This is a genomic window from Pseudomonas sp. NBRC 111119, assembly GCF_001320125.1.
Classification (GTDB): domain Bacteria; phylum Pseudomonadota; class Gammaproteobacteria; order Pseudomonadales; family Pseudomonadaceae; genus Aquipseudomonas; species Aquipseudomonas parafulva.
Map to the genome: position 1 here is coordinate 41,630 of NZ_BCAV01000063.1, position 22,520 is coordinate 64,149.

Sequence of the window (22,520 nt, forward strand, 5' to 3'; positions counted from 1 at the left end):
TGCCGACAACCCCGCAGGCAAATTGCGCCCACTAAAAAGGCGCTCGTCCAAACCGCCCGCTTCCCTGGGGAAGGCAGAACGGTTTGCCCGAGCGCCTGGCGACTCTCTGAGCTTAGCGCAGAAAATCAGTGGTGATGGCCACCTTCACCGTGGATGTGACGGTGGGCAATTTCTTCCTCGGAAGCGTCACGCACTTCGACGACCTTGACCTGGAAGTTCAGGCGCTGGCCAGCCAGTGGGTGGTTGCCATCAACGGTGACGTCATCGCCGTCGATGTCGCGGATGGTGACGATCTGCATCTGGCCATCGGGCGCAGAAGCGTGGAACTGCATGCCCACTTCCAGCTGGTCAACGCCTTCGAACATGCTGCGGTTCAGGGTGCTTACCAGCTCGGCGAGGTACTCGCCGTAGGCGTCTTCCGGCTCGATGGCGACGTTCAGCTCGTCACCGGCCTGCTTGCCTTCCAGGGCCTTTTCCAGGCCTGGGATGATGTTGCCGGCACCGTGCAGGTAAACCAGCGGCGCGCCACCGGCGGAGCTGTCGATGGTCTCCCCGGCGTCGTTGGTCAGGGTATAGTCGATGGAGACTGCCTTGTTGGCGGCGATCAGCATGGGGCAAGACCTTTTGCAAAAGAATGTAGAACGGGCAAGTGTAACCAAGCCATCGCCCGAATGCGAACGCCCTGCTGACGAGCAACGGTCCACCAGTCGGATCATTGAGTTGCATCAGCACCCGGCATTGATGTGCAACGGGTGCGCACCGGCAACCGATAGCGCTACCCTTGAGCGTTGATTCATTGCACCGCTTATCTTGAGAAGCACGCATGCAGACTTTTTTCATAGCGCCAACCGACTTCGGCGTCGGCCTTACCTCCATCAGCCTGGGCCTTATCCGCACCCTGGAACGCGCCGGGTTGAAGGTCGGGTTCTTCAAACCGATCGCCCAGCCGCACCCAGGCGACACGGGCCCGGAAAGGTCCACCGAGCTGGTTGCCCGCACCCATGGCATCAAGCCCCCCACGCCCATGAGCCTGGGGCAGGTGGAGCGGATGCTGGGCGATGGCCAGCTAGACGAATTGCTTGAAGGCATCATCACCCTGTATCGGCAAGCCTGCGTCGGTAACGACGTGGTGGTGGTCGAAGGCATGGTGCCTACCCGTCACGCCAGCTACGCCGCGCGGGTGAACCTGCACCTGGCCAAAAGCCTGGACGCCGAGGTGATTCTGGTGTCGGCCGCCGAGCATGAAGTGCTCAGCGAGCTGTCTGGCCGGGTCGAGCTGCAGGCTCAGCTGTTCGGGGGCCCAAGGGACCCGAAAGTGCTCGGCGTCATCCTCAACAAGGTACGCACCGATGAAAGCATGGCGGCGTTCTCCACCCGCCTTCGCGAGCACTCGCCGCTGTTGCGTGGCGACGACTTCCGCCTGCTGGGCTGCATCCCTTACCAGCCCGAACTGAACGCCCCGCGTACCCGCGATGTGGCTGACCTGCTGGGCGCCCAGGTTCTCAACGCCGGCGATTACGAACAACGGCGCATGAGCAAGATCATCATCTGCGCACGCACCGTGGCCAACACCGTGCCGCTGCTCACGCCGGGTACGCTGGTGGTCACACCCGGCGACCGCGACGACATCATCCTGGCCGTCAGCCTGGCCGCCATCAACGGCGTGCCTCTGGCCGGGTTGCTGCTGACCAGCGACAGCAAGCCCGACGCTCGCATCCTTGGCCTGTGCCGGGGCGCGCTGCAGGCCGGGCTGCCGATCCTGTCGGTGAGCACCGGCTCCTACGACACCGCCAACCGGCTCAATTCGCTGAACCGGGAAATCCCGGTGGACGACCGCGAACGGGCCGAATTCATCACCGACTTCGTGGCCAGCCACCTCGACGCAGCCTGGCTGCACCAGCGTTGCGGCACCCCTCGGGAGCTGCGTCTGTCGCCGGCGGTGTTCCGCTACCAGTTGATCCAACGGGCGCAACAGGCCAACAAGCGGATCGTGCTGCCCGAGGGCGCCGAGCCGTTGCTGGTACAGGCGGCGGCTATCTGCCAGGCCCGTGGTATCGCCCGCTGCGTGCTGCTGGCCAAGCCCGACGAGGTGGACGCCGTGGCACGCGCCCAGGGCATCACCTTGCCCGATGGCCTGGAAGTGCTGGACCCGGAGCTGATCCGTGGCCGCTACGTGGAACCCATGGTGGCGCTGCGCAACAGCAAGAACCTCAACGCGCCGATGGCGGAACAGCAGCTTGAAGACCCGGTGGTCATCGGCACCATGATGCTGGCCCTTGGCGAAGTGGATGGCCTGGTTTCTGGCCTGGTGCACTCCACCGCCAACACTATTCGCCCGGCCCTGCAACTGATCAAGACGGCCCCGGGTGCCAGCCTGGTCTCCTCGGTGTTCTTCATGCTGTTCCCCGAGCAGGTGCTGGTGTACGGCGATTGCGTGATGAACCCACACCCCAGCGCGGCGGAGCTGGCAGAGATCGCCCGGCAGAGTGCAGCATCGGCCCAGTCGTTTGGCATTGCGCCACGGGTGGCGATGATCAGCTATTCAAGCGACTCGGCCAGTGACGAAGAAGTGGACAAGGTGCGTGAAGCCACACGCATTGCCCAAGAGGCGGCCAGAGAGCTGTTGATTGATGGGCCGCTGCAATACGACGCTGCGGTCAACCCGGCGATTGCCCGCGACCTGGCTCCGGGCAGCCAGGTGGCTGGGCGGGCGACGGTGTTCGTATTCCCAGATCTGAACACCGGCAATACCACCCACAAGGCTGTGCAACGCAGCACCGATGGGGTGAGCCTGGGGCCAATGTTGCAGGGGTTGCGCAAGCCGGTGAACGACCTGCCGCGTGGCGCGCAGGTTGACGATATTGTGCATACCATCGCGTTGACGGCCATACAGGCCAGTGAGGTGGGCTGAGGCGGTTGGGGCCGCTTTGCGGCCCCTGACTGCCTAACCCAAGAGCATCAAGGGTACTGCTGTACCTGGCCTTGCTGCTGGTCGTACTGCTGGCCGGGGATTGGCTTGAGGTTCACTTCCACACGGCGGTTCTGCGCGCGGCCATTGGCATCGGCGTTGCTGGCAATCGGCTGGTCCGGGCCCATACCACGCACCGACACCCGCGAAGCATCGACGCCCTGCGAAGTCAGGTAGGTACTGACCGCCTGCGCACGGCGCTGGGACAGGTCCATGTTGTGCTGGCGGCTACCGGTGCTGTCGGTGAAGCCGACCACTTCGATGGTGTTCTGGTTGAATTGCTTGAACGAGCCTGCCAGGTTGTTCAGCGGCGCATAGAAGCTTGGGGAAATGTTGGCCGAGTCGGTGGCGAAGGTAATGTTGCCCGGCATGATCAGCTTGATCTGGTCACCCTGGCGCTGAACCTCCACCCCGGTGTTGGCCATTTTCTCGCGCAGTTCGGCTTCCTGCTTGTCTGCGTAATAGCCATAACCGGCAGCTGCCGCGCCAATGGCGGCGGCGCCGATCAGTGCGCCCTTGCCACGGTGGTTATGGTCGATGGCAGCACCGGCAACGGCACCTGCCAGCGCACCCAGGCCACCGTACTTGGCGGTCTTGCTCATGCCACCGGAGCCTTGCCCCTGGTTCTCGTAGGGGTTCTGGCCAGCACAGCCGGCCATCATGGCAGCGGCAGTTCCGACGATAATCAGGCGACGCATGTTGAACATGGGCAAGCTCCTACTGTAAGTCGTGAAGGCGGTAGATCTGAAACGGCTCTATGCCAGGGTTGGAGTGCCCCGGTAAAGGAAAATTCCATGAAGGAGTCTTCATCACGGCAGGAACAGTTTGAAAAACCCGCCGCCCAACTCGCCCCCGTTGGAGATCTCGATCCGCCCCTGCACACCGTTGCTTTCATGCAGGGCGGCAATGCGTGCAGCAAAGTAAAGGCCCAGCCCCGTGCTGCCACTGTTGGAATCGATGCCCTGGATGTAATCCTGCTGCCGGTCGATCATGCGCTGTGGGTAGCCCGGGCCGTCATCGTTCACGCAGATGGCCAACTGGTTGTCCGCTTCCTCGATGGTAATCAACAGCGCCTGCTCGGCGAAGCGCGTGGCGTTGGTGATCACGTTGGCGATTACCGAGGCCACCAGCTCACGGTCGAAGAAGCCCAGCGGGTTATCGGTGTCGATGCGCCAGCTTGCCTGAATGGCATTGTGCTGCAGCACCTCCTCGTGAGCCGCCAGCTGGGCTTCGATGAAGTCGTCCAGCTCGTGATAGTCGGGGCACACAGGCAGCTGGTTGACGCCCAGCTTATAAAGCCCCAGCAGCTGCACGAGCATGCCATTGAGGTGACGGAACTCGTGCTCCATCACGCCTTGCTCCACGCCGCCACGCAGTTCCTCGGGCAGGCGCTGTACCCACTGGCTGTGGGACTGGATCAGCGCGGAGAGCGAATTTTTCAGGTCGTGCACGGTGGAGGCGATCACCGTGGAAAAATCCAGCCCCTGATTGTCTTGATTCATGCGCCGAACACCCGGGTATGCAGTTTGCGGTAGCGGTCATAGCGGTTATCGCTGGCAGGAATGCCGGCCACGCTGGTCAAGGCGTCACGGCACTCCTGCATGATCGCAGGCTGAGGATTCTCACCGCCGATGCGCAGCAGCGCCTGGGCGGTGTTGAGGGCGATACTGATGTTTTTGGGCTGCAGGCCCAGTGCCTTGCGGAACATCTGCAATGCCTCGCCAAGCTGACCTCCCTGGTAACTGCGCACGCCCTGACGGTTGAGCGTGACGGCTTCGGTAATGGCGTTGAGCACGCTTGGGTCGTCGGTCAGCTTGCCCACTTTTTCCATGACCTTGGGGTCGTCGCCATAACTCTCCACACAGTTCCTGAGCACCACGGTGGCCGCTGCATCCTGACCCATGGCCTGCAACTGCCGGGCAACCGTGAGGGCTGCATCCACCGAGAAGAACTGGTTCATCTTTTCCAGACGCAACACCGCCTGCTCCGTCAGCTTGGCAGCGGTTTCAGGGTCACCGGCCTGCTGCAGGCTGGCGGCCTTCATCATGCGCGCACGAACCTGCAAACCCTGGTCTTCAGGGTTTTCCTTGGCCACTTCACTGAGGGTGGTGTTGATCTCGACGCGGGTGCGGGCATCCAGACCAAACCCGGCGTTGCGGCTCATCAGTGCCTGGGCCAGGCCCAGGTTGTTCTCGGCGTCTTTGTAACGCGAGCTTTGCCCCTGGGTGACCGCGTGGCGGAACGCCTTGGAAGCGCTGTCGAAGTCTTCGTTGGCCAGTGCCAGCTTGCCCAGCGTCGCCTGGCGCCTTACAGACAGCGGTGACAGGCGCACGGCCTCTTCCAGCAGGCCCTGGGCGCGTTTGGTTTCGCCCTGGGCTACCAGCACTTCGGCAATGCCGTCGTACAGGGCTGGCATGATGGGGAAGGCCTTAAGCGCTTGTTCATACACCACTTGCGCCTGGGCATTCTGCCCACGCTTGTGCATCAGGCTGCCCAATGCGGCGTACACCCAGGGCTGGGGGCGGCTGGCCAGGATGGCCTTGAGAAACTTTTCCAGCTCTTCGAACCGGTTGAGGTTGCGCAACGCATCGGCCCGGTAGCGCAGGCACAGCGGCGCCAGACGCGGGTCTTTTTTGCACAGCTCTGCACAGGCTGCCAGCACCTCACCGGGGCGGTTACGGTCCAGTGCCTGGAGGATAGGCTTGAGCAGGGTCTTGCGCTGGTACAGCTTCTCGACCCGCTGGGCCAGGCCAACCCGGTTGAAGGGCTTGGTCAGGTAGGCGTCCGGCTCATGCTCGATGGCGCTGAGCACAATGGCCTGGCTGCTTTCGGCCGTCACCATGATGAACACGCATTCATGGCTGATGTGCTTGTCGATGATCAGGTCTTCAAGCACCTGCTGGCCGTTCTTCTTGCCATCGCCCAGGTGAAAATCCTGCAGGATGAAGTCGTAGCGCTTTTGCGCGCACATCCGCAATGCCTGCTCGCCACTGTCGGCGGTATCGACGTCCCGCACGCCCAGCTCGCGCAACATGGAGCGGGTCGAGGTGCGGAAGTCGGTGAAGTCGTCGACGATCAGAAAGCTCTTTTGCCCGAACTGCAGCATCAACACGACCTGCCTTGGAATAATGGGAAAAACCGCGCGAGGCGATGCCACCGATCGCTGTATCGGCAGCTGGTCGGAAAAGATGAAAGCGGGCAGCTGCGTTCCTGCAGGCTGGCCCCAAGCCAGCATTTTAGCGGGCAGCCGCCCGCTGGGCCAGCGTCACGCCAGCAAGCCGAGGGATTTTGCCCTGGCCACGGCTTGAGTACGGCGCTCCACACCCAGCTTGCTGTTGATATGGCTGGCGTGGGTTTTGACGGTGTGCAGCGAAATGAACAAGCGTTCGCTGATCTGTTGGTTAGACCAGCCTTGAGCGATCAGCTCCAGCACCGCCAGCTCGCGGCCGCTCAAGGCCTCCATGCCAGGGGCGCCGGTACTGGCAAGTTTAGGCAGGCGCTGCAGCAGCTCGCCCTGGACCGGGCAGCTGGCAAGCCCCTGCAACTGCTCGGCCAGCCACTGCGGGTGCTGTTCGAGCAGTACCTGAAAAGGCTGCAGTACCCCGCCACGCGCAGCTTCCAGCAAACCCGGCAGCCATTGCGCGGCCTTGCCGGCTTGGCCAGTACTCAACAACAGCGCCAGCAACTGCGCCAGCGCACTGACCGTGAGCATCATGCCGCCACAGCGCTGGCCGCGAGCGACCAGCGCCTCCAAGCGCTGCGCGGCCTCCTCACAGCGCGCACGGCTGCGCTCCAGCCATCCCTGCTGCAACGCCACATGGCACGGCAACAAGGGGTGGAACTCGGGCGCCAGGGCCGGTTGCTCCCCCCCATAGGTCTGGCCCAGGCGCTGCAACCAGGACTCGGCCAGGTCTGTGCGCCCTTGCGCCAGCCATAGCTCGCATTTCACCAAGGTGATCATAGCCAGGTAGTACACAGGCGGCACGTCCCAGATGTGCATCAGGCGCTCTGCTTCGGCCAGTTCGGCAAACGCTTCGGCATAATGCCCTTCACGCCCGTCGAGGGTGGCAATTACGCAATGGCCGATGAGCACGCTGATGTCGCGGCAGGCGCGCGCTTCACCGAGGCCCGCGCGCAAGCGGGCACGGCCCTGCACGGGGTTCAGGCGCGACACCTGCAGGTAGCCGTCGTACAGGGTCAGACGTGCGCGAATGGCATACAGGCGTTGTGCTGAAAGCCCTTGCAGGCGCTGCAGGCCCTGACGCACTTCATCGAGCGCACGCAGCACCTCGCCACGGGCGTGCAGCACGCGCGCACGGTCGTAATGGGCCAATGCTTCGAACAACGGGTTGCCGACCCGCTGGGCCAGCTCGAGCGCTTCGCGGTTCCAGCCGCGGGCACGCCAGAAGTCACCCTCGGCAATGGCCAGGTTGGACAAGGTGGACAGGCACACCAGGCGCTGGCCGTAACGCTTGCAAGGCAGGCTGTGCAGCGCTTCGCTGCAGTAAGCCAGGGTTCGCTCGCGGTCACCGCGGCCGCGGGCGATCACGCCACTGAGTGCCAGCCATTGCGCCAGCATGGATTTCTGCGCGCTGGCAGAGGGCGCGGGCAGAAAGCGGCTGAGGTAGCCGGCCAGTTCCTCGGCCGCATCCAGCTGGCAGGCAAGGCCCAGTGCCCAGCTGTACAGCACAATCAGCCGAGGGGTACTGATCAGCAGGCTGTCGGGCAGGTCCATCTTCCAGCGCAACAGCATGCCGACGTTCTGTTCGGCCAGCAGTTGTTCTTCAGAAAGGCTTTGCACAAGGTCGGCCGCCACGTCCAGGTGCCCGCCGCGCAGCGCCTGCTCGACGGCTTCATCCAGCAAACCCTGGGCCTGGAACCAACGGCAGGCGCGCAGGTGCCGGCCAGCCAGCGGCTCGCTTTGCTGACGGCTGCGCAGCAGGTCGGAAAACAGGTGGTGATAGCGGAACCAGCGGCCGTGTTCGTCCAGGGGCACCAGAAATACCTGGTGCGCTTGCAGAAAACCCAGGATGGCGGCGCTGTCATCCCGCACCCGTAGTGCATCGCACAGGGGCGCGCAGAACCGTTCCTGGCAAGCAGTTTCATCGAGAAAGGTCTGCACGTCGGCAGGCAGCATGTCGATGACCTCTTCGAGCAGATAGTCACGGATCAGCCCTTCCCCGCCATGCAGTGCCTGGGGCAAGGCCTGGTCGTCAGCCGACTCACTGGCAGCCAGTTGCCAGAAGCGCAGGCCCGCTACCCAGCCATCACTGCGCTGGATCAGGTTGTCCAGTGCCTGGCCGCGCAGGCTGGTGGGCTTGCGGCCGATAACCGCCAGGGCTTCATCCACGGTCAGGCGCAGGTCCTGTTCGCTCAACTCGGCCAATTGCCGTGACAGGCGCAGGCGAGCCAGGTGCCAGTCAGGCCGCTGTCGGCTGGTGACCAGCAGCACCAGGCCAGCAGGCAGGTGGTTGAGGAAGAACTGCAGGCAACCATCGAGCACAGGCCCCTGGGCCAGATGGTAGTCATCCAGCACCAGCAGCAAAGGCGTATCAGCCTGGAAATACAGCGCCAGCTCATCGACCAGGCCATCGAGCCATTGCTCGAAGGCGAACGGCTGATGACGCTGGCGCATCTTCAGCAAACCCATGGCCTGCCCGCCCAAGGCCGGGCAGTGTTGTTGCAGGCCCTCGAGCAGGCGCTCGAGGAAGCGACCCGGGTCGGCATCACGCGGGCTCAAGCCCAGCCACAGGCTACGCCAATGGGCCGGTAGCGCCTCGCAGAACTCGATGGCCAGGCAGCTTTTGCCAAACCCCGCAGGTGCACTGACCAGCAGCAAACGCCCACCCAGCCCCGCGTGCAAGCGTTGGCACAGGCGCTGGCGAGCGACATGGCCATCGGGCAAGGGTGGCCGGAAGAAACGCCCGTCCAGCAGGCCCATGGCCTGGCTGGCGAATCCGTTCGTACGGGACAGGTCTGACATGGCCGGCTCGTTCTGGTTGGAAGAATACGGCGATAGCGGTGTTTGCGAGACTAGCGGTTAACGTCGCGCATTTGAAGGCAAAGCGGGGCGAATGCTGGGGAAAAGACTACGACAAAAAGCAACAACGGCGATGGACAGAGGCTATGGCGGGGGTTTGGAGGGGTATTCAGCGGGTTTATCGGGAAGGCTGGGGGCGCTTTGCGCCCCATCGCGAGCTGTGCTCGCTCCTACATCGCCCGTGTGACGCCGGATTAACGGATGCCGGACTGGCGCAGTGCTGCAGGCTGGAAGTCGGCTTTGCTGGCGGTGAAGCCGAAGTCGTATGCACGCTTCTCTTCGTTCTTCATGCCCAAGGCCAGGTACCTGCCCGATTGCAGGTCGTAGATGGCCTCCAGGGTGATCCACGGCACCTCCACGTTGTAGTACGGCTGGGCGTGGGCCTCGGACACGCGCCACAGCTGGCCACGGCCGTCGTACTGGTCGATCACGGCGGCCTGCCAGGTGTCTTCGTCGATGTAGAAGTCACGCTTGGCATAGATGTGCCGCTGGCCAGGCTTGAGGGTGGCAACCACATGCCACACCCGTCGCAACTCGTAACGGGCGAGGTCCTGGTTGATGTGCCCGGCCTTGACGATATCGGTGTACTTCAGCTTGGGGTCATCGAGCTTGAAGGCGTTGGAGGCAATGTAGAGCTCCTTCTTGCCCTCGAGCTTCCAGTCGTAGCGGTCCGGGGCACCGTTGTACATGTCGAGGTTATCCGAGGTGCGCAGGCCATCGGCCGCGGTGCCCGGCCCGTCGTACGACACCTGCGGTGCCTGACGTACGCGGCGTTGCCCGGCGTTATAGATCCAGGCCTTGCGCGGCTCCTTCACCTGGTCGAGGGTTTCGTGTACCAGCAACACGGTGCCTGCCAAACGCGCCGGGGCCGTCACTTCCTGTTTGAAGTAGAACAGGATGTTGCCCGGGTTGTTCGGGTCGTAATCCTTCATCCGGTCGCGGAACACGAACTGGTCAGAAAAATTCACAGCGCTGAAGGAGCCGTTCTGCTGCGGCGTAGCCTGGATCACCTGCCGGCTGACGCTGCCGCCACGGTAGCGGGTGATGTGGTTCCAGATCACCTCCAACCCGGTTTTCGGGATGGGGAACGGCACTGCCGTGCGGAAGTCTTTCAGCCCGTTGCCGCCCTCAGCCAGGGTGGCCTTGGTGGCATTTTCCTTGATGGCGGCGAACACATCTGCGGGAACGGTCGACCCCCGGTGGGTTTTGAAAACCGGGATTCTGTAGGTGTCCGGGTAACGCTTGATCATGGCCAACTGGCCGGGTGAGAGCTTGTCCTTGTACTGGTCGGCATTCTGCGCGGTGATGGTGAACAGGGGTTTTTCGCTGCCGTAAGGGTCAGCAAGGAAACCTTTGCCGTCGACGCTGCCGGCGGTTTTGGCCAGCGGCTGCCAGGGGCCGATGGAACCATCGGCATTGCCGGCTTTTTCCGCGCCCATTGGCGTCAGGGTGCTGCCCAGCTTCGCCGCCTCGTCCGCAGACACCGCTGCCATTACGCTGGTCGCCAGCAGGGACAGGCCCAGCACACCGGCTTGCAGCAGACTTCTGGTCTTGTTCATGTCGTGTCGTCCTGGATCTGTTTGCTTAGAAGTTCACGCCGAAGCTGAGGGCGACGAAGTCGCGATCATCCACGGTGGTGTACTTGCCGTCGAAGAAGTTGGTGTACGAGAGGCTGGCGGTGTAGGTGTTCTGGTACTCGGCGTCCAGCCCCAGGCTGACTGCCTTGCGACCTTCCTCGAAGTTGCCGCCCGGGCCTGGCGAGTAACCGGACACATCATGGGACCAGGCCACGCTGGGCTTGAGGTTGACCCCGGCGAACACGTCCGGGTAATCCCAGATCACGCGGGCGCGGTAACCCCAGGAAGTGCTGGTGGTATAGCCGTCGTTTTCACACTTGCGGTTCAGGTTGGCCGTGGAGCTGCCCGGCCCGGCACCGGCGATGGTGCTGGCGTTGAGTGCCTGGCAGGTATTGGCGCCACCGGTAGAAGGCAGTGGGCCTGGGCCGTAAACCGGGTCGCGGCCATAGCGGGTGTCGTAGGCGCTCTCCAGGCCACCGACGTGGGTCACGCCCACCTCACCTACCACGGTCATGCGGCTGGCGCCCATCACCTGGTCGAAGAAGTGCGTGAGGGTAGTCTGGAACTGGGTGACTTCCTTGCGGCGATAGCCATGCAGGTCCTGGCCCGGGGTGCCGGTCAGCAGCGAAGCATTGCTGAGTGCGCCGCCCAGCGGGCGTACGCCAGCAAACAGAATATCGGTGGTGTTCAACTGCACCGGTGCGTTGGGGCGGTAACTGAGTTCACCACTCCACGCTGTACCGGTGGGCAGTGTGGTGGAGAAGCTAAGGCCATACAGGCGGATGTCTTCGGGGTATTCCACGAAGTACTGCGAGTTGCCGGCAACGATCAGCGGCGCCAGGGCCCGCAGTTGCGCTGGCAGGGTCGGGATGGCGGCGAACACCGAGGGGGATGCGCCGGTGGCGCTGAAGATCGGCGCGCGGCTGTGGTAGTTCATGAAGTAGGCACCGAACTCGGTGTCCAGCGGCTCGAACATGTAGCGCATGGCCACGCCGAACTGCCCGCTGTCACGGGCATCGCGGTCGCCGCCCCGGCGCACCATCACCCCTTCTTCGTTGATGTTCACACCCCGCGTGGCCAGGAACTGGCGGGCTGCTGCCGGCACGGTGCGGCTGCTGTTGAGCACGCGCAGGTTGTTGTTGCAGCCGTCGGCAATGATGTCTGGCTGGGAGAAGAAGGTGCCGCAGTTGTCGACAACCGTCTGGTCCCACTCAAGCTGGTAGAACGCCTCGGCTGACAGGTTGTCGGTGAGGCTCTGGGAGATATAGAACATGTTGACCGGGATCAGGCCTTCCTTGATCTCGGCCCCGGGCCGGCGAAACGCCGACACGTCGATGGGGTTGATGGCGTTGATGCCGCTGCCGATGAAGGTGCTTTCGCCCCAGCTCACCACTTGCTTGCCCAGGCGCACCGAGCCCGGTTGGTCGCCGATGGAGTAGTTGTGGTAGACGAAGGCGTCGAGCAGTTCGGCACCGGACGACTTGGCGCCCTCCTTGCGGTTGGAATCACTGATGTCTTTGAACTGGCGGTGCTCGTCTTTGAGTTCAAAGTCGTACCAGTACTTGCCGCGCACAAAGATGCCGGTGTCGCCGTACTTGAGCTCCAGGTCGTGAATACCCTTGAAGATCTTGGAGAAGGTTTCGCCCTTCTTGAAGTTCAGGTGGCCATCGTCAGAGGTTTGCGACAGGCCCTTGCCGCCGTTGTTGACCCCGATGAGGTTGCGGTTGGGGTTGGCGGTCGACCAGCTGGCGCCTATGGAGAGCGACGAGTCGAACTGGCCTTCGATTTCACCAATGTTGAAGCTGACTGCGAATGCTGGGCCGGCGAGCGTGGAAGCAAGGCTGACGGCCATGGGCAACCTGGCCCTGCGCCAGAACGGGTTTGCAGATTTCATCGACGCTACTCCATGTACTTTTTTGTTATGGCAGTGAGTCCCTTCAGGAATGGCCTGAACGACCGGCATGCAAGCGTGCGCCTGCGTACCCTCCCCTCCCGAAAAGCCCCTGACCCCGACTATAGCCAGCAAGGCACAGGCGCTTGATCCCTCTAAAGTGTGATTTGCGCTCCATGCCGCCAACCCGCTGGTGTTTGCTCCGCGTGCAGGCTGGCAGTGCTCAAGGATGGCGCATTTGCGCCGTTTGGCAAGACGCCGGGCCGCTCTGCCACGTGGGTTACCCCCGGGCAGATTGCCGCAGACACCCCGGTTACCGCCCTGTTACAAGGTGGAAAGAAACGCACTGTTGCTGGCTTGCCACTGGACGATGTCCTGGCGGATACGTTTCTTGTCGAGCTTGCCGACACTGGTCTTGGGAATTTCAGTAACAACGGCGATCTGGCTTGGAATCGCCCACTTGTTGATCTGCCCTTGCTCCACGAACGGCTTCAAATGGTCTTTAAGTGCCTTGGCATCGACCGCCTGGCCTTCCCTGAGTACCAGCAGGGCGAATGGCCGTTCCCCCCATTGTGGGTCGGCCACGCCGACCACAGCGACTTCGCGAACCGCCGCGTGCCGGCTGATCAGGTCTTCGAGGTCCAGCGAAGATACCCACTCGCCGCCGGTCTTGATCACATCCTTGATGCGGTCGCGGATATCGATGAAACCCATGCTGTCGAGGGTGGCGACGTCACCTGTGTGCAGCCAGCCGCCTTGCCACAGGGCCTCGCTCTTCTCGGGTTCGTTCAGGTAGCCCTGGGTCAGCCAGGGTGCGCGCAGCACCAGCTCCCCCTGGGTTTCGCCATCGGCAGGCAGGAAGTTGCCTTCGGCGTCGACAATGGCAGCTTCCACCAGGGGCACCGGCACGCCGGCCTTGATGCGATAGCTGACCCGTTCATCTTCGCTGCCGGCACGCAGTTCATCATTGAGGTGGGCCGCAGAAATCAGCGGGCAGGTTTCGGACATGCCATACGCCGCCGTGAGCTGGATGCCGCGGGCCAGGGCAGCCTGGTACAACGAGCGGTTCAAGGCACTGCCGCCGATGATGATCTTCCAGCCACCGAAGTGCTGCCCCTGGGCGCTTGGGCAGTTCAGCAGCATCTGCAAGATGGTAGGCACGCAGTGAGAGAACGTGACCCGTTCTTCACGCCACAGCCTGACCAGCATTTCTGGCTCGTAGCGGCCGGGGTACACCTGCTTCATGCCCAGCATGGTGGCGGCATAAGGGATACCCCAGGCATGCACATGGAACATGGGGGTTATCGGCATGTACACGTCATCGCTGCCGATCAGGCGCACGCTGTCGATACTGCCGGTCACCGACGTTTCGGCCAGCGTGTGCAGCACCAGTTGCCGGTGGGTGAAATACACCCCCTTGGGGTTGCCCGTGGTACCGGTGGTGTAGAACGTAGTGGCCACCGAGTTTTCGTCGAAATCGGGGAAGTCGTAGTGCGGGCTGGCAGCGGCCAGCAGTTGTTCGTATTCGCCCTCCATGCCTGGCAACGTGGCCTGGCTGGCCGCATCGTCGGTCAGCAGTACCGTGCGCTCGACCGTGGTCAATTGCCCGGCAATGGACTGGTACAGGCCTGCAAAATCACTGTTGACCAACACCAGGCGGTCTTCGGCGTGGTTCATGGTGTAGAGGATCTGCTCGGGCGACAGGCGCACGTTGATGGTGTGCACCACCGCCCCGATCATGGGAATGGCGAACATGCACTCCAGGTAACGGTGGCTGTCCCAGTCCATCACCGCCACGGTATCACCGGCCTTCACGCCGGCGGCAGTCAGCACGTTGGCCAGCCGTGCAATACGTTCGTTAAGCTGCGGGTAGGTCAGGCGCAGCGTGTCCCGGTAGACGATTTCGCGGGTTTTCTCGTAGCGGCTTGCAGACATCAGCAGGCGCTTGATCAGCAGCGGGTACGCATAGGCGCCCTCGGCGGGCTTGATGATGCGGGTCTGCAACATAAATATCCCTTTCATTGAGCAGCAGGCTGGAAACGTGTGGCCGTTACTGTAGTTCGCCGATATGACAGCCAAATCAGCCGAAGGAATGATTTGCCAGGCGCAGGTGTTGAGGGGTGGGCGTTGACGGGCGGTTGCAAGGGGCTGGACACTGGGTTGAAGCCTGCGATCAGCCACCGGAGAACTCCATGCCCAGCCCGCGTCACGCCGTGTTTCTCGACCACCACTCCCTGGACCTTGGCGACCTTGACCTCTCGCCCCTGAAGCAGCAGTTCGACACCTTCGAACTGTTCGCGGCCACCCGCCCGGAGCAGGTGGCAGAGCGCCTGCAAGGGGCAACCGCGGTCATCAGCAACAAGGTGGTACTGGATGCCGCAACCCTGGCTGCCAACCCGCAGCTAAAGCTGATTCTGGTGGCTGCCACTGGCACCAACAACGTCGACTTGGCCGCTGCGCATGCGCAAGGCATCACCGTTTGCAACTGCCAGGGCTACGGCACCCCTTCAGTGGCCCAGCATACCCTGGCCCTGTTGCTGGCACTGGCCACCCGCCTGTGCGACTACCAGCAGGCCGTGCGTGAAGGCCGCTGGGCACAGGCCAGCCAGTTTTGCCTGCTGGACTTCCCCATCGTCGAACTGGAGGGTAAAACCCTCGGCCTGCTGGGCCATGGGGAACTGGGTGGCGCGGTGGCGCGGCTGGCCGAGGCGTTTGGCATGCGCGTGCTGAGCGGGCAGATACCCGGGCGACCCAGCCGCAACGACCGCCTGCCGCTCGATGAGCTGCTGCCTCAGGTCGATGCCCTGACCTTGCACTGCCCGCTCAACGACCAGACCCGGCACATGATCGGTGCCCGCGAGCTGGCGCTGCTCAAGCCCGGCGCCCTGGTGGTGAACACTGCCCGAGGCGGTTTGATCGACGAGCAGGCGCTGGCCGATGCCCTGCGCAGTGGCCACCTGGGCGGTGCGGCTACCGACGTGCTCAGCGTCGAGCCGCCGGTTCACGGCAACCCACTGCTCGAGCCCAGCATCCCACGCTTGATCGTCACGCCCCACAGCGCCTGGGGCGCGGTGGAGGCCCGCCAGCGCATCGTCGGGCAGCTGGCCGAAAACGCTCAGGCCTTCTTCGCCGGGCAGGCGCAGCGAGTGGTCAGCTGAGCCAACGTGGCGCCTCTGGTACACTGCGCCACTTTTTCCGGAGGCCTCGTCCATGGACCCGCGTAGTCAAGTGTTGCTCCGCCAGGCAGAGCTGTTCCAAGGCCCGCTGCTGATAGCCGGAGCACCGGCTGACGACCTGCTCGGCCAGTTGCCTGAAGCCCATGCCTGGACCTGGCACGCCGGCGACCATGCAGCCTTGGCCAACCGTTACGCAATGCGCAGCCACTGCGGGGTGGAACCACCGGCCGTGGCGTTCACTGCGGCCGTGCTGTTCCTGCCCAAATCACGCGAACTGGCTGCCTACCTGCTCAATGCGCTGGCTGCACCGTTGGCGGGCGGCGAACTGTACGTGGTGGGGGAAAAACGCGGGGGTATCGAGGCCGTAGCCAGGCAGTTGCAGGCCTTTGGCAAACCTCGCAAGCTCGACAGCGCCCGGCACTGCCAGCTCTGGCAGGTCACCGTCGAACAGGCGCCCCAGGCGCAGCCGCTTGAAAGCCTGGCGCAACGTTTCGAGCTGGCCCTGCCAGACGGCCCCTTGCGCGTCACCAGCCTGCCGGGCGTGTTCAGCCATGGCCGCCTGGACCGGGGCACCGCCCTGTTGCTCAAGCACCTCGATGGGCTGCCGGACGGCCATGTACTGGACTTCGGTTGTGGTGCGGGCGTGCTGGGTGCTGCAGTGAAACGGCGCTATCCACAAAGCCGCCTTACACTGCTGGACGTGGACGCCTTTGCCGTTGCCGCCAGCCGCCTGACCCTGGCTGACAATGGCCTTGAGGGCGAGGTCATTCACGGTGACGGGATCGACGCAGCGCCTTTTGACCTGAGCCTGGTGCTGAGCAATCCACCGTTCCATACCGGCGTACACACCGACTACCACGCCTCGGAAACCATGCTGAAAAAATCCGCCGAACACCTGCGAAAAGGTGGCGAACTTCGCCTGGTTGCCAACAGTTTTCTGCGCTACCAACCCCTTATCGAAGGGGCGTTGGGCAATTGCCGGGTACGCGACGAAGCGGATGGGTTTCGGATTTATCAGGCGACACGTGGCTGAAAACAACGCTTGCCGAAACCGTTTCGCCTAGGCAGAATCCGCTCCGTCCTAGGGGAGTAGTCTCCCGCGAGCCACCCGCTCGCCCGGTACGCGTCAACATACTTGGTCCACAGACCATGGCGCGTGCGACCCACCATGCACCCTTGCATGGCCAGATCTGCGCAGACAGATCCAGGGTTTGACAAGACCTATGACACGCACACCTTACCCGGGGCGGGAAGGCTGTACGTGTCATAGCCGTGTCGACCCGCCCCCGTAGGAATCCTGATGCTGGAATCTCTGTTGGTCCCCACCGCCATCGTTGCGCTTGCCGAAATCGGCGACAAGACGCAATTGCTTGCGCTCATTCTTGCCGCGCGTTTTCGTAAACCGTGGCCGATCATTGCCGGTATCGTTGCCGCCACGCTGGCCAACCATGCTGCCGCCGGCGCAGTAGGTGCGTGGTTTGGCAGTTTCTTCAGCGACGCCGCCCTGCACTGGATCCTTGCCGCAAGTTTCACCGCCACCGCACTGTGGACGCTGGTACCGGACAAGATGGACGACGACGAAAACCCGGCGCGCCGCTTCGGCCCGTTCCTCACCACCCTCATCGCCTTCTTCCTGGCCGAAATCGGTGACAAGACCCAAGTGGCCACGGTGATGCTGGCCGCACAATACCCGCACCTGATCATGGTGATCGTCGGCACCACGCTGGGCATGCTGATCGCCAACGTACCCGTGGTGCTGGCGGGCAACTTCGCTGCAGACAAACTGCCGTTGACGCTGATCCGCCGCCTGGCAGCGGCTGCGTTCTTCGTGCTGGCCATCGTCGCGGTGTATTCGGCCATGAAGGCCAGCGGCTGGGTGGGCTGAAGGGGCTGCAAGCCGCCGGCATCTGCGGGCGGCTTGCACGGTTTTTATGGCTTGGCAGCAGCCTGGTACAGCGGCATCACCTTCGGAATGGCGGCCTGCAGCGACGCAATGCGGCTGGCCGATGCGGGGTGAGTGCTCATGAACTCAGGCGGCGCCCCTTCCGAAGCCTTGCTCATCTTGTTCCACAAGGTGATGGCTGCGTTAGGGTCGTAGCCGGCGCGGGCCGACAACTCAAGGCCGATCAGGTCGGCTTCGTTCTCGTTGGCACGGCTGTTGGGCAGGGTCATGGCGTAGTTCACCACGGTGTCGGCCAGGGCCATGCTGTCCTGGCCGAGGCCCAGGAGCGCACCGGCGCCGGAACGGGCCATTTGCACGCCGTAGGCTTTGGACATGGCCTCGCGGCTGTGTTCACGCAGGGCGTGGGCGATCTCGTGGCCTACCACGGCGGCAATCTCGGCGTCGTTGAGGTTGAGCTGATCGATCAGGCCGGTGTAGACGATGATCTTGCCGCCCGGGCCGCAGTTGGCGTTGAGTTCGTCACTCTTGATCACGTTGACTTCCCAGTTCCACTGGGCGGCATCGGGCCGGAACTTGGGGGCCTGGGCGATCAAGCGGTTGGCAATGGCCTGTACGCGCCGGGCATCGGCGCTGGACTTGTCCAGCAGCCCTTTGCTGGAGGCCTCGCCCAGGGTCTGCTGATAAGACTGGGCGTACATCTTGTTCACTTCATCGGGCGACAGCATGCTGAACATGTACTGCTTGCGCTCTACACCCACAGAGCCGCCACTGGTAGTGTTCACCGCCTGGCAACCAGCTAGCAGGATGCCAGCACTCAGCAGGCTGACGACTAAACCTTTACGCATGAAATCACTCCCTTTCGACATGCGCCGTATCCTAGGATGACTCAAGGGTTGCCCGCCATAGCCGCAGGTAAGAATTTACCCACGTAGACGCGGCCGCAGGTATCGGTGGGTGTAAACCAGCCCACCTGATCGTGCACCTTTGGATCGCATCAGGCCGGGGTCAAGCACTCCGGGGCATCCAGCTTCGGGTCGTTGACGAAATGGGCCAGGGCGCACTCGCGCAGGGGCGCAGGCGGGCTCGCCAGCAACTCCTGCAGGCGGCTCAGTGGTGTCAGCGGGTCCAGCCAGGCTTCGCGCCCCGCTTCGTCCAGTATCAGGGGCCGGCGCTGGTTCACCGCGGCCTGCGTCACCACCGCGCAACTCAACCACACCTGGTCCTGCACCGGGTATGCCTCCCAGATGGCCGCGAAGTACAACGACGCCCCCTCGCCCGGCGTTAGCCAGTAGGGCCGTTTGCGCACGCTGCCACGCCATTCGTAAAAGCCGTTGGCCGGCATCAGGCAGCGGCGCTGGCGAAAGGCTTCGCGGAACATCGGCTGCTCGGCCAGGGTTTCGGCCCGGGCATGGGCAGGGGTACGTGACAGGTCGGTCAGCCAGGCGGGCGTCAAGCCCCAGCGCACCCTCGCCACCTCCGGCCCACCCTCGAGCTGGCGCTGGATGAGCACCGAGGCACCGGGCGAAATGTTCCATTGGGCGGGGTGACCGACCGGGAAGCCTGGCAGGCTGGCCAGTGCCTGAGGCCAGCGAAACAGGGCATAACGTCCACACATGGGGGAATTCTGAACCTAGCAGATCAAGGTGCCGGGGAAACTCTCCGGTTCGTCGCCAACCATCGGCTGGGCGTCATTGTACGCATCGATCAACTGCCGTGCGTACTCGGCGTGCTCGTCGTCCACCGCCAGGCCCAGCAGACCGTGAATCGGCAACTCACCGGCTGCGCCCACCAGGTCACGGCCCACCAGATGCGCGCGCACGCCTTCGCTGGCCAGCATACCGGCCAGCATTTCCGCCTCAAGCAGGTTTTCGGGTTCGTAGATACGCCGCATCACGCATCGTCCTCACGTCTGACCTCGAGCATCCATTCGTCATCGTGCACCTGCAAGCTGAAGATCACCGGCTGGCAGCACACCTGGCAGTCCTCAGTGTAAACCTGATCACCCGCCGAGAGGTCGACGGTGGTTTCCACCCGCTCGCCACAATACGGGCAATCATAGAAGTCGGTTTCCAGCATCGGGGCCTCCGCAGTGAGTTATGCGTATAATTGCCGGTCTGTTTACAGGGCCCGTGTGCGTCCGAGCCGTTTTTCGGAGCCCGCCCCTACCTTATTACCCTAGCCGTTTCTAACAAGAGAGCATGATGGGCGAATTCGATGCCATCCGACCCTACGACGACGCTGAGGTCCCTGCCGTGCTGGCAAGGCTGTTCAGCGACCCGGCATTTCTCGATATTCTCACGCACTTCCGTTTCCCCCGTGCGGCCGGCGCTTTCGGCTGGTTGCTCAAACCGCTGATCGCCCGGCGCCTGCGCAAGGAATTCGCCGGTGTGACCTGCGTTTCCACCTTGCAGGACAAGGTGGAGTACTACGTCGACCAGACTATCGACCGTGCCACCGATGGCGTCACCTATACCGGGGTCGAGCATCTCAAGGCTGGCACTGCCTATCTGTTTCTGGCCAACCATCGCGACATCGTCATGGACCCCGCCTTCGTCAATTACGCGGTGTACCACGCCGGCCTGCCGACCCCGCGCATTGCCATCGGCGACAATTTGCTGCAGAAGCCGTTCGTCAGCGACATGATGCGCCTGAACAAAAGCTTCATCGTGCACCGGTCCATCACCGGGCGCCGCGAGAAGCTGGCGGCCTACCAGTTGCTCTCGGCCTACATCAACCACTCCATCCGCAACGATGCCACCTCGATCTGGATCGCCCAGGCCGAAGGCCGGGCCAAGGACGGTGATGATCGCACCGACTCGGCCATCCTCAAGATGTTCCACATGAGCCGCAAGGACGAGGCCTTCGGTGCGGTCATCCAGAGCCTGAACCTGACGCCTGTTTCGATCAGCTACGAATACGACCCCTGCGACCAGGCCAAGGCCCGCGAACTGTATATCCGGGCCACCACCGGCACCTACAAGAAGGCGCCAGGCGAGGACGACCAGAGCATCGCCAAGGGCATCACCGGCTACAAGGGCCGGGTGCACATCAACTTTGCCGCGCCGGTCACCGAGTACCACGAAGACGCCAAGCAACTGGCTGCAGCAGTCGACCGGCAGATTCTGGCCGGCTACCGGTTGTTCCCGGTGCACTACCTGGCCTACGCGATGTGGGCAGACAAGGACGATACCCTGCAGGTGCCCGGCGCCGACAAGGTGTTCCCGGCCGACGAGCTGGCCAAGGCCAAAGAGGAATGGCAGCGTCGCCTGGATGCCTGCCCGCCCGAGCAGCAGCCTTACCTGGTGCTGCAGTATGCGACCCCGGTGCGCAACCAGTATCAGGTCAAGCAGCAGGCACCTGTAGCCTGATCCCCTGCATGGGGCGCAGCACGCGCCCCTTCCCCATTTAATTTCACCTGTCACGCGTTCGTCATCAGAACAGGCCACCCTGTCGGCCTTTCAACGAACCGGAGCCCGTTCATGCTGCACGCCGAAAACCAGGACCGCCTCTATCTGGTCGCTCAGAGCGATGAGCAACAGGCATTGATCGACGGTTTCGCCATCAACGTGCAAGACCGCCAGTGGCTGGTTTACTGCGCCCTCGGCGGGCACGTGCATGACCACTGGCCAGAGGTGGACACCGGCACCGGTATCAGCGTGCTGGACTTTCACATCGACGCGGCCTGAGCCTCGCAAAGGCGTAAAAAAACCGCTGCCCTGTGTGGGGGCAGCGGTTGGGGGCCTGCAAAGCCGGTAATTACCGCGCCAGCGTCTGGCCGATGCTTGGGTCCTTGAACAGCCGGGTCAGCGCATCGCTCAGTACATCGCCCACCAGCTGGGTGTTGGTGTCCTGGTTGGGGGCCATGCCAAACCGCTGGTCCAGCGAAGCACCATAGCGGCCACTGTAGCGGCGGCCGTTGTTGGTGACATCGGCACGGAAGGTGGCGCCAATGGTGGCTTCGGTCACGTACAGGTTGTCTTTGGGCGACTGGTACTTGAGCTCAGCCAGGGTCACGGTCAGCTGCGGCGCACTGCCTGCACCGGAAGTGGGGGTAAAGCCCAGCAGGCGCACGGCGGCTTCGGCTTGGGCCTGCAGCTTGGGCACCACGTCATTGGCGTTGACGCTGATGGTGCTGGTTTCCGGGTACATGCCACCGCGCGTCCCCAGGGACGGCGACGGCCGGCCATCGACCACACGCACCACCACTGGCTGGCCGTTGCCCACCGGGGCAAGCGGCGCGGTCAGTTTGGGTTGCGGGCTGAGTTGTTGCGGACTGTGGGCACAGCCGACCAGGCTGAGGCTGGCTACGGCGATCAAACCGAACAACAGACGTTGCAACATGCGCGTTTCTCCAGAAAGTGCGGCGAAGGAGCACAGTATACCTAGCGGCGGGGCCTGGCCTGCAAGCGGCATGCGCGGCCAGTGCGCGCTGTCACAATCGTTTAACCGGCTGCCCCTTATGCTTGCGCCAGGCCTCACTGCACAGGACACCTGCCATGGCTTCGCTCTGGAACCTGCTACTGCAACGTAAACCCGGCAACGCCTATGCCCGGCTCGACGGCACGGGCAAATGCCTGGCCTTCATGCAATGCCGGCAGCTACCCAGCGGCGGCGGCTGGGTACAGGTTCACGATATCCACCTCGCCTGGCTGGGCCGCGAACTGCCGGCCAGCGCCCGGGTTTGCAACCGTGCAAGCCGCCCCTGGCACCAGCGCATCCTCGCCGCTTGAAAAACGCTGCAATAAAACCACGAATTGACGACATTTCTCCCCGCGACATCGCTATAATCTCCCCCCGATTATAAGGACGTCTCCTGATCGGGCCCCGCACTCGCCGTCTGACCCCGGCAACTTCACCCGCCTCGCCCACAGAGAGCCTTCCACTCAGGTCTTGCATCGGCTGTCGTGCCTGCTTTTCCGGCCCTTCACACTGCATGAACCTGCGGGTTGCCATCGCGCAGTCCCC

General features: G+C 63.3%; 20 protein-coding genes, 1 pseudogene and 1 riboswitch. Of the genes and pseudogenes, 8 read left to right on the top strand and 13 right to left on the bottom strand.

Annotation, left to right across the window (positions count from 1 at the left end; all coding sequences use genetic code 11):
* Nucleotides 1-125: 125 nt before the first annotated feature.
* Nucleotides 126-611, bottom strand: a complete 486-nt coding sequence (locus tag APH25_RS21365; RefSeq protein ID WP_060483291.1) for a peptidylprolyl isomerase — start codon at nucleotides 609-611, stop codon at nucleotides 126-128.
* On the opposite strand from APH25_RS21365, the pseudogene APH25_RS26035 reads away from it, so the two are divergent.
* Together APH25_RS26035 and pta are read left to right on the top strand one after the other, a co-directional pair.
* A pseudogene (locus APH25_RS26035) lies at nucleotides 610-729 on the top strand (DUF3565 domain-containing protein); the annotation flags it as partial. The gene APH25_RS21365 and the pseudogene APH25_RS26035 overlap by 2 nt on opposite strands.
* Before the next feature lie 94 nt (nucleotides 730-823).
* Nucleotides 824-2,911 carry a phosphate acetyltransferase gene (gene pta / locus APH25_RS21370; protein WP_060483292.1) on the top strand — a complete coding sequence of 696 codons (2,088 nt, stop codon included), beginning with the start codon at nucleotides 824-826 and terminating at the stop codon, nucleotides 2,909-2,911.
* Between the two features lie 47 nt (nucleotides 2,912-2,958).
* On the opposite strand, the gene APH25_RS21375 is transcribed toward pta, so the two are convergent.
* The 7 genes from APH25_RS21375 to APH25_RS21405 all read right to left on the bottom strand — a co-directional run bounded on the left by APH25_RS21375 (nucleotide 2,959) and on the right by APH25_RS21405 (nucleotide 14,483).
* Complete coding sequence (locus tag APH25_RS21375; protein WP_028631652.1) at nucleotides 2,959-3,675, bottom strand: OmpA family protein; 717 nt, start codon at nucleotides 3,673-3,675, stop codon at nucleotides 2,959-2,961.
* Nucleotides 3,676-3,777: 102 nt separating this feature from the next.
* Nucleotides 3,778-4,470 (bottom strand): sensor histidine kinase KdpD, encoded by a 693-nt coding sequence (locus tag APH25_RS21380; protein WP_060483293.1) that lies wholly within the window; start codon nucleotides 4,468-4,470, stop codon nucleotides 3,778-3,780.
* On the bottom strand, nucleotides 4,467-6,074 hold the full coding sequence (locus APH25_RS21385) for a response regulator (RefSeq protein WP_060483294.1): 1,608 nt from the start codon (nucleotides 6,072-6,074) through the stop codon (nucleotides 4,467-4,469). Before APH25_RS21385 ends, APH25_RS21380 begins: the two co-directional genes overlap by 4 nt.
* Before the next feature lie 159 nt (nucleotides 6,075-6,233).
* On the bottom strand, nucleotides 6,234-8,951 hold the full coding sequence (locus APH25_RS21390) for a LuxR C-terminal-related transcriptional regulator (protein ID WP_060483295.1): 2,718 nt from the start codon (nucleotides 8,949-8,951) through the stop codon (nucleotides 6,234-6,236).
* A 251-nt stretch (nucleotides 8,952-9,202) separates the two neighbouring features.
* A complete protein-coding gene (locus APH25_RS21395) occupies nucleotides 9,203-10,567 on the bottom strand; it encodes a DUF1329 domain-containing protein (RefSeq protein ID WP_060483296.1) in 1,365 nt (454 codons plus the stop codon).
* A 25-nt stretch (nucleotides 10,568-10,592) separates the two neighbouring features.
* Entirely contained in the window at nucleotides 10,593-12,479 is a 1,887-nt protein-coding gene (locus APH25_RS21400) for a DUF1302 domain-containing protein (protein ID WP_028631657.1), read from the bottom strand.
* Nucleotides 12,480-12,800: 321 nt separating this feature from the next.
* Complete coding sequence (locus APH25_RS21405; RefSeq protein ID WP_060483297.1) at nucleotides 12,801-14,483, bottom strand: fatty acid--CoA ligase; 1,683 nt, start codon at nucleotides 14,481-14,483, stop codon at nucleotides 12,801-12,803.
* Nucleotides 14,484-14,668: 185 nt separating this feature from the next.
* Here APH25_RS21405 and APH25_RS21410 point away from each other — a divergent pair, with 185 nt between their 5' ends.
* The 3 genes from APH25_RS21410 (at nucleotide 14,669) to APH25_RS21420 (ending at nucleotide 17,537) form a co-directional block, all read left to right on the top strand.
* Nucleotides 14,669-15,634, top strand: a complete 966-nt coding sequence (locus APH25_RS21410) for a 2-hydroxyacid dehydrogenase (protein WP_060483298.1) — start codon at nucleotides 14,669-14,671, stop codon at nucleotides 15,632-15,634.
* Nucleotides 15,635-15,686: 52 nt separating this feature from the next.
* The gene (locus APH25_RS21415) at nucleotides 15,687-16,685 is read left to right on the top strand and encodes a class I SAM-dependent methyltransferase (protein WP_060483299.1); all 999 of its coding nucleotides are present in this window, start codon (nucleotides 15,687-15,689) and stop codon (nucleotides 16,683-16,685) included.
* Nucleotides 16,686-16,724: 39 nt separating this feature from the next.
* Nucleotides 16,725-16,864, top strand: a riboswitch (yybP-ykoY riboswitch).
* 88 nt (nucleotides 16,865-16,952) lie between these two features.
* Nucleotides 16,953-17,537: a TMEM165/GDT1 family protein gene (locus tag APH25_RS21420; protein WP_028631661.1), complete on the top strand. Its 585-nt coding sequence runs from the start codon at nucleotides 16,953-16,955 to the stop codon at nucleotides 17,535-17,537.
* A 44-nt stretch (nucleotides 17,538-17,581) separates the two neighbouring features.
* Here the strand turns inward: APH25_RS21420 and APH25_RS21425 are convergent, their stop codons facing one another.
* The 4 genes from APH25_RS21425 to APH25_RS21440 all read right to left on the bottom strand — a co-directional run bounded on the left by APH25_RS21425 (nucleotide 17,582) and on the right by APH25_RS21440 (nucleotide 19,631).
* Nucleotides 17,582-18,400 (bottom strand): M48 family metallopeptidase, encoded by an 819-nt coding sequence (locus tag APH25_RS21425; RefSeq protein ID WP_028631662.1) that lies wholly within the window; start codon nucleotides 18,398-18,400, stop codon nucleotides 17,582-17,584.
* Between the two features lie 149 nt (nucleotides 18,401-18,549).
* The gene (locus APH25_RS21430) at nucleotides 18,550-19,170 is read right to left on the bottom strand and encodes an SOS response-associated peptidase (protein WP_060483300.1); all 621 of its coding nucleotides are present in this window, start codon (nucleotides 19,168-19,170) and stop codon (nucleotides 18,550-18,552) included.
* 15 nt (nucleotides 19,171-19,185) lie between these two features.
* Entirely contained in the window at nucleotides 19,186-19,446 is a 261-nt protein-coding gene (locus APH25_RS21435; protein WP_028631664.1) for a putative signal transducing protein, read from the bottom strand.
* Nucleotides 19,446-19,631, bottom strand: coding sequence for a CPXCG motif-containing cysteine-rich protein (locus APH25_RS21440; RefSeq protein ID WP_028631665.1), 186 nt, complete (start codon nucleotides 19,629-19,631; stop codon nucleotides 19,446-19,448). Before APH25_RS21440 ends, APH25_RS21435 begins: the two co-directional genes overlap by 1 nt.
* Before the next feature lie 125 nt (nucleotides 19,632-19,756).
* Between APH25_RS21440 and APH25_RS21445 the strand changes: the two genes are divergently transcribed.
* Nucleotides 19,757-20,923, top strand: coding sequence for a 1-acyl-sn-glycerol-3-phosphate acyltransferase (locus tag APH25_RS21445; RefSeq protein WP_060483301.1), 1,167 nt, complete (start codon nucleotides 19,757-19,759; stop codon nucleotides 20,921-20,923).
* A 111-nt stretch (nucleotides 20,924-21,034) separates the two neighbouring features.
* Nucleotides 21,035-21,241: a hypothetical protein gene (locus tag APH25_RS21450; protein WP_028631667.1), complete on the top strand. Its 207-nt coding sequence runs from the start codon at nucleotides 21,035-21,037 to the stop codon at nucleotides 21,239-21,241.
* Between the two features lie 70 nt (nucleotides 21,242-21,311).
* Here the strand turns inward: APH25_RS21450 and APH25_RS21455 are convergent, their stop codons facing one another.
* Nucleotides 21,312-21,896, bottom strand: coding sequence for a YajG family lipoprotein (locus APH25_RS21455; RefSeq protein WP_060483302.1), 585 nt, complete (start codon nucleotides 21,894-21,896; stop codon nucleotides 21,312-21,314).
* A 155-nt stretch (nucleotides 21,897-22,051) separates the two neighbouring features.
* Between APH25_RS21455 and APH25_RS21460 the strand changes: the two genes are divergently transcribed.
* Entirely contained in the window at nucleotides 22,052-22,285 is a 234-nt protein-coding gene (locus APH25_RS21460; protein ID WP_028631669.1) for a hypothetical protein, read from the top strand.
* Nucleotides 22,286-22,520 lie beyond the last annotated feature (235 nt).

Coding starts and splice junctions, on each gene's coding strand:
- APH25_RS21435 (WP_028631664.1), bottom strand. CDS start 19,446: ATGCGGCGTATCTACGAACCCGAAAACCTGCTTGAGGCGGAAATGCTG.
- APH25_RS21410 (WP_060483298.1), top strand. CDS start 14,669: ATGCCCAGCCCGCGTCACGCCGTGTTTCTCGACCACCACTCCCTGGAC.
- APH25_RS21445 (WP_060483301.1), top strand. CDS start 19,757: ATGGGCGAATTCGATGCCATCCGACCCTACGACGACGCTGAGGTCCCT.
- APH25_RS21400 (WP_028631657.1), bottom strand. CDS start 12,479: ATGAAATCTGCAAACCCGTTCTGGCGCAGGGCCAGGTTGCCCATGGCC.
- APH25_RS21460 (WP_028631669.1), top strand. CDS start 22,052: ATGGCTTCGCTCTGGAACCTGCTACTGCAACGTAAACCCGGCAACGCC.
- APH25_RS21455 (WP_060483302.1), bottom strand. CDS start 21,896: ATGTTGCAACGTCTGTTGTTCGGTTTGATCGCCGTAGCCAGCCTCAGC.
- APH25_RS21390 (WP_060483295.1), bottom strand. CDS start 8,951: ATGTCAGACCTGTCCCGTACGAACGGATTCGCCAGCCAGGCCATGGGC.
- APH25_RS21430 (WP_060483300.1), bottom strand. CDS start 19,170: ATGTGTGGACGTTATGCCCTGTTTCGCTGGCCTCAGGCACTGGCCAGC.
- APH25_RS21415 (WP_060483299.1), top strand. CDS start 15,687: ATGGACCCGCGTAGTCAAGTGTTGCTCCGCCAGGCAGAGCTGTTCCAA.
- APH25_RS21440 (WP_028631665.1), bottom strand. CDS start 19,631: ATGCTGGAAACCGACTTCTATGATTGCCCGTATTGTGGCGAGCGGGTG.
- APH25_RS21450 (WP_028631667.1), top strand. CDS start 21,035: ATGCTGCACGCCGAAAACCAGGACCGCCTCTATCTGGTCGCTCAGAGC.
- APH25_RS21380 (WP_060483293.1), bottom strand. CDS start 4,470: ATGAATCAAGACAATCAGGGGCTGGATTTTTCCACGGTGATCGCCTCC.
- APH25_RS21425 (WP_028631662.1), bottom strand. CDS start 18,400: ATGCGTAAAGGTTTAGTCGTCAGCCTGCTGAGTGCTGGCATCCTGCTA.
- APH25_RS21385 (WP_060483294.1), bottom strand. CDS start 6,074: ATGCTGCAGTTCGGGCAAAAGAGCTTTCTGATCGTCGACGACTTCACC.
- APH25_RS21365 (WP_060483291.1), bottom strand. CDS start 611: ATGCTGATCGCCGCCAACAAGGCAGTCTCCATCGACTATACCCTGACC.
- APH25_RS21405 (WP_060483297.1), bottom strand. CDS start 14,483: ATGTTGCAGACCCGCATCATCAAGCCCGCCGAGGGCGCCTATGCGTAC.
- APH25_RS21395 (WP_060483296.1), bottom strand. CDS start 10,567: ATGAACAAGACCAGAAGTCTGCTGCAAGCCGGTGTGCTGGGCCTGTCC.
- APH25_RS21375 (WP_028631652.1), bottom strand. CDS start 3,675: ATGTTCAACATGCGTCGCCTGATTATCGTCGGAACTGCCGCTGCCATG.
- pta (WP_060483292.1), top strand. CDS start 824: ATGCAGACTTTTTTCATAGCGCCAACCGACTTCGGCGTCGGCCTTACC.
- APH25_RS21420 (WP_028631661.1), top strand. CDS start 16,953: ATGCTGGAATCTCTGTTGGTCCCCACCGCCATCGTTGCGCTTGCCGAA.